The sequence below is a fragment of the Streptomyces sp. NPDC053076 genome, from assembly GCF_044546845.1.
In the GTDB taxonomy this organism is placed as follows: domain Bacteria; phylum Actinomycetota; class Actinomycetes; order Streptomycetales; family Streptomycetaceae; genus Streptomyces.
On record NZ_JBITZL010000009.1, the window covers coordinates 64,693 to 79,638 of the forward strand.

15 protein-coding genes are annotated in these 14,946 nt (G+C 73.9%); 9 read left to right on the plus strand and 6 right to left on the minus strand.

Annotated features, from left to right (window positions below; genetic code table 11):
• Positions 1–63 precede the first annotated feature (63 nt).
• Complete coding sequence (locus tag ACIGYR_RS31130) at positions 64–681, plus strand: LysE family translocator (RefSeq protein WP_399606238.1); 618 nt, start codon at positions 64–66, stop codon at positions 679–681.
• A gap of 24 nt (positions 682–705) precedes the next feature.
• On the opposite strand, the gene ACIGYR_RS31135 is transcribed toward ACIGYR_RS31130, so the two are convergent.
• Positions 706–1,185: a nitroreductase family deazaflavin-dependent oxidoreductase gene (locus tag ACIGYR_RS31135; protein ID WP_399606235.1), complete on the minus strand. Its 480-nt coding sequence runs from the start codon at positions 1,183–1,185 to the stop codon at positions 706–708.
• On the minus strand, positions 1,185–2,369 hold the full coding sequence (locus ACIGYR_RS31140) for an acyl-CoA dehydrogenase family protein (protein WP_399606232.1): 1,185 nt from the start codon (positions 2,367–2,369) through the stop codon (positions 1,185–1,187). Before ACIGYR_RS31140 ends, ACIGYR_RS31135 begins: the two co-directional genes overlap by 1 nt.
• 111 nt (positions 2,370–2,480) lie before the next feature.
• Between ACIGYR_RS31140 and ACIGYR_RS31145 the strand changes: the two genes are divergently transcribed.
• The 3 genes from ACIGYR_RS31145 to ACIGYR_RS31155 all read left to right on the plus strand — a co-directional run bounded on the left by ACIGYR_RS31145 (position 2,481) and on the right by ACIGYR_RS31155 (position 4,930).
• Complete coding sequence (locus ACIGYR_RS31145; protein ID WP_399606230.1) at positions 2,481–3,653, plus strand: thiolase C-terminal domain-containing protein; 1,173 nt, start codon at positions 2,481–2,483, stop codon at positions 3,651–3,653.
• Positions 3,654–3,681: 28 nt separating this feature from the next.
• Positions 3,682–4,350: a pyridoxal 5'-phosphate synthase gene (locus ACIGYR_RS31150; protein ID WP_399606227.1), complete on the plus strand. Its 669-nt coding sequence runs from the start codon at positions 3,682–3,684 to the stop codon at positions 4,348–4,350.
• Positions 4,351–4,423: 73 nt separating this feature from the next.
• Positions 4,424–4,930 carry a carboxymuconolactone decarboxylase family protein gene (locus ACIGYR_RS31155; RefSeq protein ID WP_391846745.1) on the plus strand — a complete coding sequence of 169 codons (507 nt, stop codon included), beginning with the start codon at positions 4,424–4,426 and terminating at the stop codon, positions 4,928–4,930.
• Here ACIGYR_RS31155 and ACIGYR_RS31160 read toward each other — a convergent pair.
• Both ACIGYR_RS31160 and ACIGYR_RS31165 read right to left on the minus strand, forming a co-directional pair.
• The gene (locus ACIGYR_RS31160) at positions 4,911–5,330 is read right to left on the minus strand and encodes a Zn-ribbon domain-containing OB-fold protein (protein ID WP_399606224.1); all 420 of its coding nucleotides are present in this window, start codon (positions 5,328–5,330) and stop codon (positions 4,911–4,913) included. The genes ACIGYR_RS31155 and ACIGYR_RS31160 overlap by 20 nt on opposite strands.
• The gene (locus ACIGYR_RS31165) at positions 5,330–5,779 is read right to left on the minus strand and encodes a DoxX family membrane protein (protein WP_391846741.1); all 450 of its coding nucleotides are present in this window, start codon (positions 5,777–5,779) and stop codon (positions 5,330–5,332) included. The genes ACIGYR_RS31160 and ACIGYR_RS31165 overlap by 1 nt, the downstream gene beginning before the upstream one ends.
• A 265-nt stretch (positions 5,780–6,044) precedes the next feature.
• Between ACIGYR_RS31165 and ACIGYR_RS31170 the strand changes: the two genes are divergently transcribed.
• The 4 genes from ACIGYR_RS31170 to ACIGYR_RS31185 all read left to right on the plus strand — a co-directional run bounded on the left by ACIGYR_RS31170 (position 6,045) and on the right by ACIGYR_RS31185 (position 11,086).
• Complete coding sequence (locus tag ACIGYR_RS31170; RefSeq protein ID WP_399606221.1) at positions 6,045–7,229, plus strand: flavin-containing monooxygenase; 1,185 nt, start codon at positions 6,045–6,047, stop codon at positions 7,227–7,229.
• 146 nt (positions 7,230–7,375) lie between these two features.
• On the plus strand, positions 7,376–9,595 hold the full coding sequence (locus tag ACIGYR_RS31175) for an acetate--CoA ligase family protein (RefSeq protein WP_399606219.1): 2,220 nt from the start codon (positions 7,376–7,378) through the stop codon (positions 9,593–9,595).
• On the plus strand, positions 9,592–10,380 hold the full coding sequence (locus ACIGYR_RS31180) for an enoyl-CoA hydratase/isomerase family protein (RefSeq protein WP_399606217.1): 789 nt from the start codon (positions 9,592–9,594) through the stop codon (positions 10,378–10,380). Before ACIGYR_RS31175 ends, ACIGYR_RS31180 begins: the two co-directional genes overlap by 4 nt.
• A gap of 109 nt (positions 10,381–10,489) precedes the next feature.
• Positions 10,490–11,086, plus strand: coding sequence for a flavin reductase family protein (locus ACIGYR_RS31185; RefSeq protein ID WP_399606214.1), 597 nt, complete (start codon positions 10,490–10,492; stop codon positions 11,084–11,086).
• Positions 11,087–11,183: 97 nt separating this feature from the next.
• On the opposite strand, the gene ACIGYR_RS31190 is transcribed toward ACIGYR_RS31185, so the two are convergent.
• Entirely contained in the window at positions 11,184–12,491 is a 1,308-nt protein-coding gene (locus ACIGYR_RS31190; protein WP_399606212.1) for an MFS transporter, read from the minus strand.
• Positions 12,492–12,561: 70 nt separating this feature from the next.
• Here ACIGYR_RS31190 and ACIGYR_RS31195 point away from each other — a divergent pair, with 70 nt between their 5' ends.
• Positions 12,562–13,587 carry a GlxA family transcriptional regulator gene (locus ACIGYR_RS31195; RefSeq protein WP_391846729.1) on the plus strand — a complete coding sequence of 342 codons (1,026 nt, stop codon included), beginning with the start codon at positions 12,562–12,564 and terminating at the stop codon, positions 13,585–13,587.
• Here ACIGYR_RS31195 and ACIGYR_RS31200 read toward each other — a convergent pair.
• A complete protein-coding gene (locus ACIGYR_RS31200) occupies positions 13,489–14,754 on the minus strand; it encodes an MFS transporter (protein WP_399606209.1) in 1,266 nt (421 codons plus the stop codon). The two genes, ACIGYR_RS31195 and ACIGYR_RS31200, sit on opposite strands and share 99 nt — an antisense overlap.
• Between the last annotated feature and the right edge of the window lie 192 nt (positions 14,755–14,946).

The window sequence follows — 14,946 nt, forward strand, 5'->3', positions numbered from 1 at the left end:
AAATGGCGATCATGAGCAAACTTCGGGAACACTTTCGGGCCATTCGCGCCTAATGTCCCCAGCATGGACTCAGGACTGCTCTTCTCCTTCCTCGCCGTGGACCTGCTGCTGGTGTGCGTACCGGGCGCCGACTGGGCGTACGTCATCGCGACGGCCCTGCGCGGCAGCTCGGTGGCGCGCGCGGTGGCGGGCCTGGTCTGCGGTTACGCCCTGCACACGACCCTGGCGACGGCGGGCCTGGCGGTGCTGGTGGCCAGCTCGCCCGGCCTGCTGACGGCCTTGACGGTGGCGGGCGCGGGGTACCTGCTGTGGCTGGGCTGGGGGGTGCTGCGCCGCCCGGCGGTCCCGAGCGCGGCCGGCCCGGCGGCGGCCGACGGCCGGCTCTTCCTGAGGGGCGCCACGATCAGCGGCCTGAACCCCAAGGGCCTGCTCCTCTACCTGTCGGTGCTCCCGCAGTTCCTCACCCTGCGGGGCACCCACCTCCCCGTACCCGTGCAGACGGCCACGCTGGGCCTGCTGCACATGGCGTGCTGCGCGGCCGTCTACCTGACCGTCGGCGTCCTGGCCCGCGCCCTGCTCGCGGCCCGCCCCGCGGCGGCGCGGGCGGTGACCCGCACCTCGGGCGCGGCGATGCTCGGAATCGGCGCGTTCCTGCTGGTGGAGCGCTTGGCCACGCTGTAGCTCCGCAGGGTGGCGGCGCTCGCGCTACCGGGGGGTGAGCCGGAAGAGCCGGATCTCCCGTGTCACCCGGGCCTGGTAGGTGGCGTACGGCGGCCAGAACACCACCAGGGCCCGCCAGACCGCGGCGCGCTCCTCCCCCGTCAGCAGCCGGGCGGTGACGGGGACGTCCCGGCCCTTCCAGCTGATCGAGGCGTCCGGCCGGGCGAGGAGGTTGTGGGTCCAGGCGGGGTGACCGGTCCGCCCGAAGTTGGAGCCGACGAGGATCCAGCCCGGACCGTCACCCTCCGGCATGCAGGCGAGCGGGGTCCGGCGCGCCAGCCCGCTCCGCGCCCCCGTCGAGGTGAGGATCACCCCGGGCAGCATCCGCGCGCTGAGCAGCGTCTTGCCCCGGGTGAGCCGGTGCACGCCCCGGTCGAGCGCCGGGATCACATGGGGGGCCAGCCACGCGAACAGCCGGGTGGACGACACCTTCTGCACGAGCCGGGCACCGGCGGGAAGGGCCATCAGACCGCCACCTCCCCGCCCGTGAAGAGCCCCGCCGCCTCGGCGGCCCGGTCGCGCAGCCGGTACGCCGGGCCGAACAGCAGCTCGTCCCCGGCCGCCCGTTTGAAGTACAGGTGGGCGTCGTGCTCCCAGGTGAAGCCGATCCCGCCGTGCAGCTGGATGCCCTCGGCGGCGGCACACCGCAGCGCCTGAAGCGCCTGAGCGAGCGCGAGCCCGCCGGCCCCCTCCCCGCAGCCGGCCGCCCAGGCGGCGTAGTACGCGGCCGACCGTGCCGCCTGCACCTCCACGTACACGTCCGCCAGCCGGTGCTTGACGGCCTGGAAGGACCCGACGGGCCGCCCGAACTGCACCCGTCGCCCGGCGTACTCCACGGTCAGCTCCAGCACCCGGTCCGCCGCGCCCACGGCCTCGGCGGCGAGCACGGCGGCCACGGCGTCCCCGGCGCCGACGAGGGCGGACAGCACGTCCGCCTCCTCGGTGCCCAGCAACTGCGCGTGTACGTCCCGTAGTTGAACGCGCGCCTGGGGCCGGGTGGCGTCCAGCGCGGTCTGCCGGACCCGCGCCAGCCCCGCCGCGTCCTCTGGCACCAGGAACAGCAGGGTCCGCGACCGGGCGAACCCCCCGGCGTGCGCGGCGACCAGCAGCACCCCCGCGCTGTGCCCGTCCAGCACCTGCCCGGCCTCCCCGTACAGCCGCCATCCGCCCTCCGCCCGCCGCGCCTGCACTCCGCCGGCCCGCCCGCCCCCGGCGCTGTACCCGCTGTTGACGCGGGTCAGACCGAGGGCGGTGGCGAGCGCCGGTCCGGCGACGGCGAGGGTGGCGGTGAGGGACCCGGCGGCGATGCGCGGCAGCAGTTCGGCGCGCTGGGCCTCGGTGCCGAGGGCGAGCAGGAGCGGGGCGGCGAGGACGCAGGTGGCGAGCAGCGGTGAGGGGGTGAGGCACCGGCCCGTCTCCTCGCAGGCGAGGGCCAGCTCGGTGACCGAGCAGCCGACCCCGCCGTACGCCTCCGGGAGCGCGAGTCCCGGCAGTCCGAGCCGGCCGGCGAGGGCGGACCACAGGAGGGGGTCGTACCCGGCCGGGTTGTCGACGGCGGCCCGGACCTCCCTCGGGCCGCAGCGTTCGTGCAGCAGCTCGCGCAGGGTCCGGCGGATCCCGTCCTGCTCGGCGGTGAGGCGCGTGTCCATGGCTGATCCCTCCGAGAACTGACGGGTCGTCATATTAAGCAGCCGGGGAGGTGATGCCCAGACCCTCGACACCTGCCGCCCGGCACGGGATCTGATGTACCGTCAGTTTTCATGGAGCCAGGGAGCAGGAAAGTCGCCGTGGTCGGCGTGTCCCTCGCCGACTGCGGACGGGTGACCGGCGCGACGCCGTACACCCTGCACGCCCAGGCGGCCCGCCGCGCCCTGGCGGACGCCGGCCTGGACCGCGCCCGGGTGGACGGCCTGGCCTCGGCGGGCCTCGGCACGCTGGCCCCGGTGGAGGTCGCCGAATACCTGGGCATGCGCCCCACCTGGGTGGACTCCACCTCGGTCGGCGGCTCGACCTGGGAGGTCATGGCGGCCCACGCGGCGGACGCGATAGCCGCGGGCCACGCGAACGCCGTGCTGCTGGTGTACGGCTCGACGGCACGGGCGGACATCAAGGCGGGCCGCAGGACGGGAACCCTCTCCTTCGGCGCCCGCGGCCCGCTCCAGTTCGAGGCGCCCTACGGCCACACGCTGATCTCCAAGTACGCCATGGCGGCCCGTCGGCACATGATCGAGTACGGCACGACCGTCGAACAGCTCGCCCAGGTGGCGGTCCAGGCGCGGGCGAACGCGGCCCTGAACCCGGAGGCGATGTACCGCGCCCCGATCACGGTCGACGACGTCGCGTCCGGACCGGTGATCGCCGACCCCTTCACCAAGCTGCACTGCTGCCTGCGCTCGGACGGCGGCGCGGCGGTCCTGCTGGCGGCCGAGGAGTACGTACGGGACTGCCGCACGACCCCGGTCTGGATCCTCGGCACCGGCGAGCACGTCTCGCACGCCGCCATGTCCGAGTGGCCGGACTTCACCCTCTCCCCGGCAGCGGTGAGCGGCCGGCTGGCCTTCGCACGGGCCGGGGTGACACCGTCGGACATCGACTTCGCGGAGATCTACGACGCCTTCACCTACATGACCCTGGTGACCCTGGAGGACCTGGGCTTCTGCGCCAAGGGCGAGGGCGGCGCGTTCGTGGACAAGGGCCGGCTGCTGGTGCGGGGCGGTGAGCTGCCGGTGAACACGGACGGGGGCGGTCTGTCGGCCCAGCATCCGGGGATGCGGGGGCTGTTCCTGCTCGTGGAGGCGGTACGGCAGCTGCGCGGGGAGGCCGGGGAACGGCAGGTCCGGGCGCGGGACGGCGGACTGCCCCGGCTGGGGGTGGCGTCGGGGACCGGCGGCTGGTTCTGTTCCTCGGGGACGGTGGTGTTGGGTCGGGACTGAGAGCCGGACCACCGGTGATACTCGCCCCATGGCACAGAAGGATCTCCATGAACTGCTCCGGTCGCTGCGGGTCTGGGACCCCCGGGCGACACAGCTGCGGCCGTTCGACCCGGACACCGCCCCTCCCACCCCGCTGACCCTGTTCACGAGCTGGTTCGCGGAGGCGGTGGCGGCGGGGCAGCCGGAACCGCACACCATGTCGCTGGCGACCGTGGACGAGGAGGGCAGGCCGGACGTACGGATCGTGATGCTGCACGGCGCCGACGTCGACGGCTGGTCCTTCGCCACGCACGCCACCAGCCGCAAGGGCCGCGCACTGAGCGTCCGGCCGTACGCGGCCCTCACCTTCTACTGGCCGGCCCTGGGACGCCAGGTGCGGGTGCGCGGGCCGGTCACCTCGGCGCCGGCCGAGGAGAGCCAGGCCGACCTGCACGCGCGGTCCACGGGCGCGCTGGCCGCCGCCCTGACCGGACGGCAGAGCGAGGAGCTGTCCTCGGTGGCGGAGTTGCGCGAGGCGTCGCAGGCGGCCTGGGAGCGGGCCCGGGAGCACCCGGACGAGCCGTCGCCCACCTGGACCCTGTACCGGCTGCGGCCGGAGACCGTGGAGTTCTTCCAGGGGGACCCGGAGCGGCGGCACGTGCGCCTGGAGTACCGGAGCACGGGGTTCGGCTGGAGCAGGGGGTTGCTGTGGCCGTGAGGAGGCCGGTCACGTTTCCGCGTCGTGATCCGTCAGGGCGGTGAAAGCAACCCGAGAGTTCGAGGAGACGGCGATGGAAACACGTTCGATCACGGCGGAGATCCCGATGGCCCCGCGGATGCCCGAGGACCCGGCGGAGCTGGTCCCCGAGCTGGCGCAGGTGTCGGCGGCGCTCTTCCAGGCCACCGGCAACGGTTCGGTGCCGCGCTCCACGATCAGCCTGGTCCAGCTGCGGGCCGGTCAGATCGTCGGCAGCACCTATCTGACCGTTCTGCACACGGGTTTCCTGCGCAAGGCCGGGGAGTCGGACGAGCGGATCACCTCGGTGGCGTCCTGGCAGGACTCGCCGTACTTCACGGCGGCCGAGCGCGCGGCGCTGGCGCTGGTGGAGGCCGTGCTCCAGCCGTCCACGGCCGGCGAGCGGGTCTCCGACGAGTTGTACGCGCGGGCGGCCGAGCACTACCCGGGGAAGGCGCTCGCCACCTTGATGTTCGCGATCGGCCAGGTCAACTTCTTCATCCCGGTGGCGCTCATCGCCAAGCCGGTGCCCGGCCGGTCGTTCACCGACCCGTGGAAGTGAGGGCGTCCGGCGCCGGCCGGAACACCGGGATCCCGTCCCGGAACGTCACCTCCAGCGGCATCCCGGCCCGCACGGTGTCCTCGGGGCAGTCCACGAGCTCCGTCATCATGCGTGGCCCCTCGGCGAGGTCGACCACCGCGGCCAGGTAGGGGGTGCGGTCGGTGAACGGGGGGAGGTCGGTGTGGTGGACCGTGGACCACGTGTAGAGCGTGGCCCGGCCGCCGGCCTCCTCCCAGGTCACCTCCTCGCTCCAGCAGTGCGGGCAGAACTCCCGGGGGTAGTGGTGGGCCCGGCCGCAGGCCCCGCAGCGGCGGATCAGCAGCCGGCCCCGCGCCGCGGCCTCCCAGTAGGGGCGGGTGAGGGCGTCGGGCTCGGGGACGTCGTGGCGTGCCACGGCCATCAGAACCACCCCAGCCAGGCGTCCAGCGACCAGGTCTGCCAGGCCATGCCGAAGAAGCCGACCAGAGAGATCAGGCCCATCATCGAGTTCTGGCCCTGTTCCGCCCAGTCGTGGATCATGAGAACGAGGTAGATCGCGTTGAGGAGGAGGCCGGCCACCAGCGCGACCGGGGTCAGGAAGCCGAGGATCAGGCCGAGGCCCAGGGACAGCTCGGCGTAGGCCACGACGTAGGCCATGAGCTTCGGGTGGGGCCTCACCACCGTCTCGAAGCCCGACCGCACGGCCGTCCACCGGTGTCTCGCCGCCACGTCCCCCGCCCAGGCGATGCCGCTCCCGCGCTCGAACCAAGCCTTCTTGTCCTTGTGCCGCCAGCTCTCCAGCCACCACAGGCCGAGGCCGATGCGCAGCACCGCCAGCCACTGAGCGCCGTCCAGCCATATCGCATCCATGAATCTGACGGTACGTCAGATAAGCCGCTCTGCCGAGAGGGCCGGCAGGGGTTCCCCGTGCGGCGCCTGTGGGGCACGGGGAGACCGCCGAGAAGCGGCAGTCCGGCAGGCCACCCGGCCCGCGCCGCCGGACCCGCGCTCCCGGGCCCGGTGGCGCGGTTTTTTCACGGCCCGGACACTCCTGCCGTACACACGTGATCAATCCGCAACCAATTCCGGTCTTGACCGAGACCCATCAACCGAGTGTGTGATTACGCTCCCGCTCATGGCAGTCTCCCGTCCCACTCCCGTACACCTTTCGGCGACTCCCGCCGACCGCCCGGTCTATGTGATCGGCGCCGGCCCGGGTGGCCTCGCCGCCGCCCACGCGCTGCGGGAGCGGGGCGTACGGGCCGTGGTCCTGGAGAAGTCCGACCGGGTGGGCGCCTCGTGGCGCGGCCATTACGACCGTCTGCGCCTGCACACCACCCGGCGGCTGTCCTCACTGCCGGGCCTCGGCATGCCCCGGAAGTTCGGTCGCTGGGTGTCCCGGGACAACGTGGTGCGGTACCTGGAGAGGTACGCCGAGCACCACGAGCTGGAGATCGTCACCGGGGTGGAGGTGCACCGCGTCGAGCGGACCGAGGACGGCACCGGGTGGCTGCTGCACGCCTCCGGCGGCCGGGAGCTGACCGGCAGCGCGGTGGTGGTCGCCACCGGCTTCAACCACACCCCGCTGCTGCCCGACTGGCCGGGCCGCGAGGAGTACGGCGGTGAGCTGCTGCACGCCGGCGACTACCGCGACGCCGAGCCGTACCGCGGCCGTGACGTGCTCGTCGTCGGGATCGGCAACACGGGGGCGGAGATCGCTGTGGATCTGGTGGAGGGCGGGGCCGCGCGGGTGCGGCTGGCGGTGCGCACGGCCCCGCACATCCTGCGCCGGTCGACTCTCGGCTGGGCCGCCCAGTACACGGGTGTGCTGGTCCGGCGGCTGCCGGTGCGGTTCGTGGACCGGCTCGCCGGCCCGGTGGGGCGGCTCAGTACGCCGGATTTGTCCGCGCACGGGCTGCCGCGTCCGGACACCGGCCTGTACAGCAGGGCCCGGCAGGGCGCGATCCCGGTCCAGGACGTCGGCCTGATCGACGCCGTGCGCGGGGGCCGGGTGGAGATCGTGGCCGCCGTGGAGGCGTTCGAGGACGGCAAGGTGGTCCTCGCCGACGGCAGCCGGATCTCACCCGACGCGGTGATCGCCGCGACCGGGTACGTCCGCGCGCTGGAGGGGCTCGTCGGGCATCTCGGGGTGCTGGACGGGCGCGGCAGACCGGTGGCGCACGGCGGCCGTACGGCGGCGCAGGCGCCCGGCCTGTACTTCACCGGGTTCACCAATCCCCTCAGCGGGATGCTGCGCGAGCTGGCGATCGACGCGCGGGGGATCGCACGGGCCGTGGCGAAGGGTTTTCGCACCCGGTAGCCGGGGGGTATCACACCGCGGAGAACCACCGGTTTCACACCCGGCGGTAACTTTGCCGTTCCGACCAGTTCCTGACGTACCGTCAGTTCAGTAATCTGACACGGCGTCAGTTGCAGGTGACTGTCTCACAGGAGGCGGGCGGAACGATGCTTGGATCGACCCACGGCACCCTCACCACCGACTCCCGCCGGGCCCGGGTCATCGCCTGCGGCGAGCAGCGGCCCGGCCCCGCGGTCCACGACCGGGTGGAGGACCTCGATGTCAGCGGGCGCCCGCTGCACGCGGACGTACCGGATCTGACCCGGTTCTTCCGGCCGGAGTCCGTCGCCGTCATCGGCGCCTCCGACGCCGACGGGCGGCCCAACACCCAGATCACGAGGCAGCTGCTCGACTGGGCCGGGCGGGTCGGGGCGCGGGTGCACCCGGTGCACCCGACCCGGCCGTCCGTCTTCGGTCTGCCCTGCGTCACCTCCGTCGCCGGCCTGCCCGAACAGGTCGACCTCGCCGTGCTGCTGGTCGCCGACCCACTGCCCGTGATCGGGGAACTCGCCGAGGCGAAGGTGAAGTTCGCGGTGGCCTTCGCCTCCGGGTTCGCCGAGACCGGGGAGGCGGGCGCCGGGGCCCAGGAGCGGCTGACCGAGGCGGTACGGCGCTCGGGGCTGCGGCTGCTCGGCCCGAACACCAACCTCAACGCCTTCGAACGGTTCCGGGACGACCTGTCCGGGCCGGCCATCGCGCTGATCACCCAGTCCGGACACCAGGGCCGGCCCGTCTTCGCCCTCCAGGAACTGGGCATCCGGCTCTCGCACTGGGCGCCCACCGGCAACGAGGCCGACCTGGAGACGGCCGACTTCCTCTCCTGGTTCGCCGAACAGCCCGAGGTCGGCGCCATCGCCGCCTATGTGGAGGGGCTCAAGGACGGCCGCGCCTTCCTGCTGGCCGCCGACCGCGCCGCCCGCCGCAGGGTGCCGGTGGTCGCCGTGAAGGTGGGCCGCACCGAGGCCGGCGCCCGCACGGCGGCCTCGCACACCGGCAAGCTCACCGGCGCCGACGACGTGGTGGACGCGGCCATGCGGCAGTACGGCGTGATCCGCGTCGACGCCCTGGACGAACTCCAGGACACCGCCGCCCTGCTGGCCCGGGCGAGGCCACCACTGGCCGACGGTGTGGTCGTCTGCTCCATCTCGGGCGGCACCGGCGCGCACGTCGCCGATCTGGCCGCCGGGGCCGGGCTGCGGCTGCCGAGGCTGTCGCCGGACAAGCAGGCCGAGCTGCACCAGTGGATACCGGAGTACCTGAGCGTGGCCAACCCGGTGGACAACGGCGGGCACCCGGTGGGCGACTGGCGCGGCCGGAAGATCATCGACGCGATCCTCGCCGACCCGGACGTCGGTGTGCTGCTCTGCCCGGTCACCGGCCCGTTCCCGCCGCTCAGCGACCGGCTCGTGCGGGACCTGGTCGAGGCCGCGGAGGAGACGGACAAGCTGGTGTGCGTGGTGTGGGGCTCGCCGGCCGGCACCGAGCCGGCGTACCGGGAGGTGCTGCTCGGCTCCTCCCGCGTGGCCACCTTCCGGACCGTCGGCAACTGTCTGACCGCCGTCCGCGCCTGGCTGGACCACCACCGCTTCGTCGGCGACTACCACTCCCCCTTCGACACGGCCCCGCGCACCCCGTCCCCCTCGTTCCGCAAGGCCGAGGCACTGGTGCAGCCCGGCCGGCAGCTCAGCGAGCACGCGGCCAAGCAGCTGCTGCGGGCGTACGGCATCAGGGTGCCGCGCGAACAGCTGGTGACCAGCGCGGCGGCGGCCGTGCGGGCGGCCGGGCAGGTGGGCTACCCCGTGGTGATGAAGGCGTCCGGCGCGCAGCTCGCCCACAAGACCGAACTGGGCCTGGTGAAGATCGGCCTGACCTCGGCGAGTCAGGTCCGGGACGCCTACCGCGAGCTGACCGACATCGCCCGCTACGAGGGCGTCGGGCTGGACGGCGTCCTGGTGTGCCAGATGGTCGAGCAGGGCGTGGAGATGGTGGTCGGCGTCGGTCACGACGACCTCTTCGGGCCGACGGTGACGGTCGGGCTCGGTGGGGTGCTGGTGGAGGTGCTGCGCGACACGGCGGTCCGCGTCCCGCCGTTCGGCGAGGACCAGGCCCGCGCCATGCTCGGCGAACTCCGCGGCCGAGCCCTGCTGGACGGGGTCCGGGGCCGCCCGCCGGCCGACGTGGACGCGCTGGTGGAAGTGGTCCTGCGGGTCCAGCGCATGGCCCTCGAACTGGGCTCGCACATCGCCGAGCTGGACATCAACCCGCTGATGGTGCTGCCCCAGGGGCAGGGCGCGGTGGCACTGGACGCGCTGGTGGTGTGCCGATGACGGACGTCCGCCACGAACTCCGCGACCACGTCTCCTACGTCACCCTGGACCGCCCCGAGACCCTGAACGCCCTGACGCCTGCCATGCGTGACCGCCTCGTCGCCCTGCTGACGGACGCGTCCGCGGACCCGGGGACCCGGGCGGTGGTCCTCACCGGCACCGGCCGCGGCTTCTGCGCGGGCGCGGACCTGCGAGGCGCCGCCACCGCCTCCGGAGAGCGGATCGCCGGGGACGTGGCCCGCACCCTCCGCGTCGGCGCCCAGCGCCTGATCGCGGCCGTGCTGGACTGCGAGAAGCCGGTCCTGGCCGCCGTGAACGGCACGGCGGCCGGCCTGGGCGCGCACCTGGCCTTCGCCTGCGACCTGGTCCTGGCCGCGGAGTCGGCCCGCTTCATCGAGGTGTTCGTCCGCCGCGGCCTGGTCCCGGACGCCGCCGGCGCCTACCTCCTGCCCCGGCTGATCGGCCCGCAGCGGGCGAAGGAACTGATGTTCTTCGGCGACACGGTGCCGGCGGCGGAGGCGGAGCGGCTGGGCCTGGTCAACCGGGTCGTCGCGGACGCCGGGCTGGAGAAGACGGCCCGCGAGTGGGCGGCGCGCCTGGCCGCCGGCCCGACGAGGTCCCTGGCCCTGGCCAAGCACCTGGTGAACACCTCGCTCGACACCGACCGCACGGCCGCCTTCGCCGCGGAGGCATGGGCCCAGGAGATCAACATGACGACCGAGGACGCCCGGGAGGGGCTGCGGGCGTTCGCGGAACGCAGGGAACCGGGGTTCCGGGGACGGTGACGCCCTGCCCCGGGCGAGTCCGTCGGAGCCTCACCGGCGGCGTCGTACGGAAACCGGCCCACCGCCGCACCTTGTTACCTGACAGCCCGTCAGGTTCAATGGAACGGTGATGGGACACGCAGGAGCGGCGGCCTTCGCCGTCCGGTATCTGGGGAACAGGCCCGTTGAGGCCCTGCCGCGGCCCGAGTTGCGGTGCGTGCGCGCGGGCGAGCGGGCACCGGTGGGGCAGGCGGAGTTCCGGCGGGTGCTGGGCAGCTTCGCCAGCGGGGTCACCGTGATCACGGCACCCGGGACCGACGGGGAGCTTGGGCCCGCCGGGTTCGCCTGTCAGTCCTTCTCCTCCCTCTCCCTCGAACCGCCCCTCGTGGCCTTCCTGGTGGGCCGTACGTCCACGACCTGGCCGCGCATCGCCCGCGCCGGAGTCTTCTGCGTCAACGTGCTCAGCGCCGGGCAGGACGAGCTGTGCCGGGCCTTCGCGGTGAGCGGCGCGGACAAGTTCGCGGGCGTGGCGTACGACCCCGCGCCCGTCTCCGGGTCGCCGCGGCTGGCCGGTGCTTCCGCCTGGATCGACTGCGCCGTCCACGCCGTGCACACCGGAGGCGACCACCTCATCGTCGTAGGGCGGGTGAAGGCCCTCGGCGCGGACGGGCCGCCGGAGCCGCTGCTCTTCCACCGGGGGCGGTTCGCCCGGCTGACCGGCGGCTGAGCCCGCCGGCCGGCACGGGGTGCGGGCCGTCCGGCCGCGGCGGGCCAGGGGGCGGGCGATGCCAGGGGACAGGTGTGCCGGCGGGCGGGCAGGTTCGTCAGGACACGGCGGGCGCGAGAACGGCCGGGGCGGGGCGGCGGACGACCAGGGACATCAGGGCCGCCGCCGCGCACAGCGTGCCGGCGGCGTACCAGACCAGGTCGTAGGAGCCGAAGACGTCCCGGGCGACGCCGCCGAGATAGGCGACGACGGCCGCGCCGACCTGGTGGGAGGCGAGCACCCAGCCGAAGACGATGGCGCTGTCCTCGCCGAACTGTTCACGGCACAGGGCCAGCGTGGGCGGGACGGTGGCCACCCAGTCGAGGCCGTAGAAGACGATGAAGAAGATCATCGGCGGGTGGACGGCGGAGCCCAGCAGCATCGGCAGGAACAGCAGGGACAGGCCGCGCAGGGCGTAGTAGACGGCGAGCAGGCGGCGCGGTTCGAAGCGGTCGGTGAACCATCCGGAGGCGATCGTGCCGACGACGTCGAACACGCCGATGACCGCGAGCAGCGAGGCCGCCGTCGTCACGGGCATGCCGTGGTCGTGCTCGGCGGGCACGAAGTGGGTCTGGACCAGCCCGTTGGTGGAGGCACCGCAGATCGCGAAGGCGCCGGCGAGCAGCCAGAAGGTGCCCGTGCGGACGGAGGAGGAGAGGACGGCCAGCGTCCGGCGGGCCGCACCGGTGACGGGTGGCGGCTTGGGCACGAACTCCCGCGCCCCGTACGGCGTCGCGCCCACGTCGGCCGGATGGTCGCGCAGCAGGAACCAGACGAAGGGGACCACGGCCAGCGCGGTCAGGGCCACCGTGACCGCGGCGGGACGCCAGTCGTGCCGGTCGACGATCCAGGACAGCAGCGGCAGGAAGATCAGCTGGCCGGAGGCGGAGGCCGCGGTGAGGATGCCGGTGACCAGGCCGCGCCGCTCGGTGAACCAGCGGTTGGTGACCGTCGCGGCGAACGCCAGCGCCATGGAACCGGTGCCGAGCCCCACCAGCAGGCCCCAGCACAGCAGCAGCTGCCAGGCCGCCGTCATCCACACGGTCAGCCCGGAGCCGAGCGCGATCACGGTGAGCGCGACGGCCACCACGCGGCGGACGCCGAAGCGGTCCATCAGCGCGGCGGCGAACGGCGCGGTGAGGCCGTAGAGGGCGAGGTTGATGGAGACGGCCGCGCCGATCGTCCCGCGCGACCAGCCGAACTCCTGGTGCAGCGGGTCGATGAACAGGCCGGGCAGGGAGCGGAAGGCCGCCGCGCCGGTGATCGTGACGAACGTGACGGCGGCGACGAACCAGGCACGGTGCACGCGGTGGCGCCGGCCGGGCGGGGCCTTGACGGGGGCTGCGGCTGCGGTTCTCTGAGTCACGTCCCTAGCCTCCGTCCCGCATGCCCGTGCATCGAGTGGCCCGAAAGTCAGGCTTCGCTACGATCGGGCCATGACGAGCGCCGAGGAATTCCGCCCCCACCGGATCGCCGTCCTCGCCCTGGACGGTCTGCTGCCCTTCGAACTGGGCATACCGCACCGCATCTTCGGCCGCCCCCGGGACGCGCAGGGGCGGTATCTGTACGAGGTCATGACCTGCTCGGTACGGCCGCCCGGCATGGTCGAGACGGACGCCGACTTCGCCGTGCGCATCGCCCACGGCCCCGAGGTGCTGGCCACGGCCGACACGGTGATCGTCCCCGCGTCGTTCGAGGCCGGCCCGCTGTACGACGAGGGCCGGCTCACCGACGAGCTGGCCGCCGCCCTCGCCCTCGTCCGCCCGGGCACCCGGCTCGCCTCCATCTGCACCGGCATCTACGTCCTCGCCGCCGCCGGCCGCCTGGACGGCCGCCCGGCGACCACGCACTGGGCCGACGCCGAACGCTTCCAGCGCATGTTCCCGAAGGTCAGGGTGGACGCGGACGTGCTGTTCATCGACGACGGCGACGTGCTGACCTCGGCCGGTGTGGCCGCCGGCATCGACCTGTGCCTGCACATGGTGCGCCGCGACTTCGGTACGGCCGTCGCCAACGAAGTGGCCCGCCGCACCGTCGTACCGCCCCACCGCGACGGCGGCCAGGCCCAGTACATCCACCGCCCGGTCCCCGACCCCCAGCTGGCCACGACGACCGCCGCCCGCGCCTGGGCGCTGGGCCGGTTGCACGAGCCGATCCAGCTGCGGGACATGGCCGCGCAGGAGTCCATGTCGGTGCGCACCTTCACCCGCCGCTTCCGCGAGGAGACCGGCATCAGCCCCGGTCAGTGGCTCACCCAGCAACGCGTCGAGCACGCCCGGCAGTTGCTGGAGTCCACCGGACTGCCGATGGACCAGGTGGCCCGGGACTCGGGCTTCGGCACGGCCCAGTCGATGCGCCAGCACCTACAGGCGGCGCTCGGCGTCACGCCCACCGCGTACCGCCGCACCTTCCGGGCCGGTGGCGGCGTCGAGCGGCACGGCGGCGCCGGCGCCCCGCGCTGACCGGCCGGCGCGTATCTCGCCCCACCAGCCGGCCGACGCCAGCAGCAGGGTCAGGGCCACGCCCGCGAGGATCGCCGTCGAGGGCGCGGCGAGCCGCAGCAGGGCACCGGCGAGGGAGCCCGTCGCCGCGTAACCTGCGCCGACCGCGGCGTACATGACCGAGTAACCGGCGGCCAGGGCATGCGGCGGGAGCACCTCCCGCAGGGACAGGTTGCGGGTGAGCATCGCGCCCGACTGGAGCAGTCCGGCCATGGCCAGCGCCACCGCCATGCCCGGTGCGGCGGGTATCAGGGCGACCAGGGTCACCGCGGCCGACATCCCCGCCATCAGGACCGCACTGCGCGTGCGCAGCCGTCCCGGCCAGGACCGCAGCCCGTACACGAAGGCGCCGACGGCGGAGGCCACCGACATCACCGTGAGCAGCGGGCCGGCCCAGCCCACGCCGATGCCACGCTGTTCGAGCAGGGCCGGCAGGACGAGTTCGGCGAGGGCCAGCAGCGACAGACTGGCCGCGCCCGTGACGTACACCGGCCAGGCACGGGCCAGCACGCGCAGCTTGGACACGTCCTGCCCGTCCTGCCCGTCCTGTTCGTCCACCGCCCAGCCGGCCGGCAGGAACCACAGCCCCCCGGCGGACGACGCCATCAGGGCGGCTTCGAGCAGCAGCGGGAGGCGGGGGTCGACGCCGAGGGCGAGGCCGGTGACGGCCGCCGGGGAGACGGCCCAGACGCCGAAGGTGAGCATCGACTCGGCGGACAGCGCCTGGGCCGCCGCGTGCCCCGGGACCAGGGAGGTGAGGAGCGTGCGCAGCCCGCCGGGCGCCGCGGCGGGACCGGCTCCGGCGAGGAAGGCGAACGCGGCGAGTATCGGGGCGGGCGCGCCGGGGAACGCGCCGAGGCCGGTGAAGCCGAGGGCGCCCGCGACGAGACCGGCGGCCAGCTGCGGACGGGCCCGCCGGGGGTCCAGGCGCATGCCGAGAACCGGAGCGCCGACGATCTCGCCGATGACGTAGGCGGCTGCGAGGGCCGCGCCCAGGGTGTAGCCGCCGGGGCGCTCACGGACCAGGAAGACCAGGGCCAGCGGGGCCATGGCCACCGGCATACGGGCGCCGACGGCCACCAGGGCCCAGGTCAGGACCCGCCGGGAAACGACATCGCGGTAGCTCATGCCTCGACGGTAGGGGCCGTCACTGACAACCGCCGACCCGTTTTCCCGCCCTGTGGACAACTCGTCCCGCCCTGGCTGACGGTGGCCGGAAAGACGCGCGTACCCCGCCCGGCGGCGGCCGAGAAAAGCGAGCCGCGGGCGGATGACGGACGCTCAGGAGCGCTCGGAAAACGCGCTTTCGGCGGGCTCGGA

Bases quoted from the DNA above. Each gene is read 5' to 3' on its own strand.
- ACIGYR_RS31130 (WP_399606238.1), top strand. From the start codon at position 64: ATGGACTCAGGACTGCTCTTCTCCTTCCTCGCCGTGGACCTGCTGCTG.
- ACIGYR_RS31170 (WP_399606221.1), top strand. From the start codon at position 6,045: ATGGCAGTCTCCCGTCCCACTCCCGTACACCTTTCGGCGACTCCCGCC.
- ACIGYR_RS31180 (WP_399606217.1), top strand. From the start codon at position 9,592: ATGACGGACGTCCGCCACGAACTCCGCGACCACGTCTCCTACGTCACC.
- ACIGYR_RS31200 (WP_399606209.1), bottom strand. From the start codon at position 14,754: ATGAGCTACCGCGATGTCGTTTCCCGGCGGGTCCTGACCTGGGCCCTG.
- ACIGYR_RS31155 (WP_391846745.1), top strand. From the start codon at position 4,424: ATGGAAACACGTTCGATCACGGCGGAGATCCCGATGGCCCCGCGGATG.
- ACIGYR_RS31185 (WP_399606214.1), top strand. From the start codon at position 10,490: ATGGGACACGCAGGAGCGGCGGCCTTCGCCGTCCGGTATCTGGGGAAC.
- ACIGYR_RS31150 (WP_399606227.1), top strand. From the start codon at position 3,682: ATGGCACAGAAGGATCTCCATGAACTGCTCCGGTCGCTGCGGGTCTGG.
- ACIGYR_RS31140 (WP_399606232.1), bottom strand. From the start codon at position 2,369: ATGGACACGCGCCTCACCGCCGAGCAGGACGGGATCCGCCGGACCCTG.
- ACIGYR_RS31160 (WP_399606224.1), bottom strand. From the start codon at position 5,330: ATGGCCGTGGCACGCCACGACGTCCCCGAGCCCGACGCCCTCACCCGC.
- ACIGYR_RS31135 (WP_399606235.1), bottom strand. From the start codon at position 1,185: ATGGCCCTTCCCGCCGGTGCCCGGCTCGTGCAGAAGGTGTCGTCCACC.
- ACIGYR_RS31145 (WP_399606230.1), top strand. From the start codon at position 2,481: ATGGAGCCAGGGAGCAGGAAAGTCGCCGTGGTCGGCGTGTCCCTCGCC.
- ACIGYR_RS31195 (WP_391846729.1), top strand. From the start codon at position 12,562: ATGACGAGCGCCGAGGAATTCCGCCCCCACCGGATCGCCGTCCTCGCC.
- ACIGYR_RS31175 (WP_399606219.1), top strand. From the start codon at position 7,376: ATGCTTGGATCGACCCACGGCACCCTCACCACCGACTCCCGCCGGGCC.
- ACIGYR_RS31165 (WP_391846741.1), bottom strand. From the start codon at position 5,779: ATGGATGCGATATGGCTGGACGGCGCTCAGTGGCTGGCGGTGCTGCGC.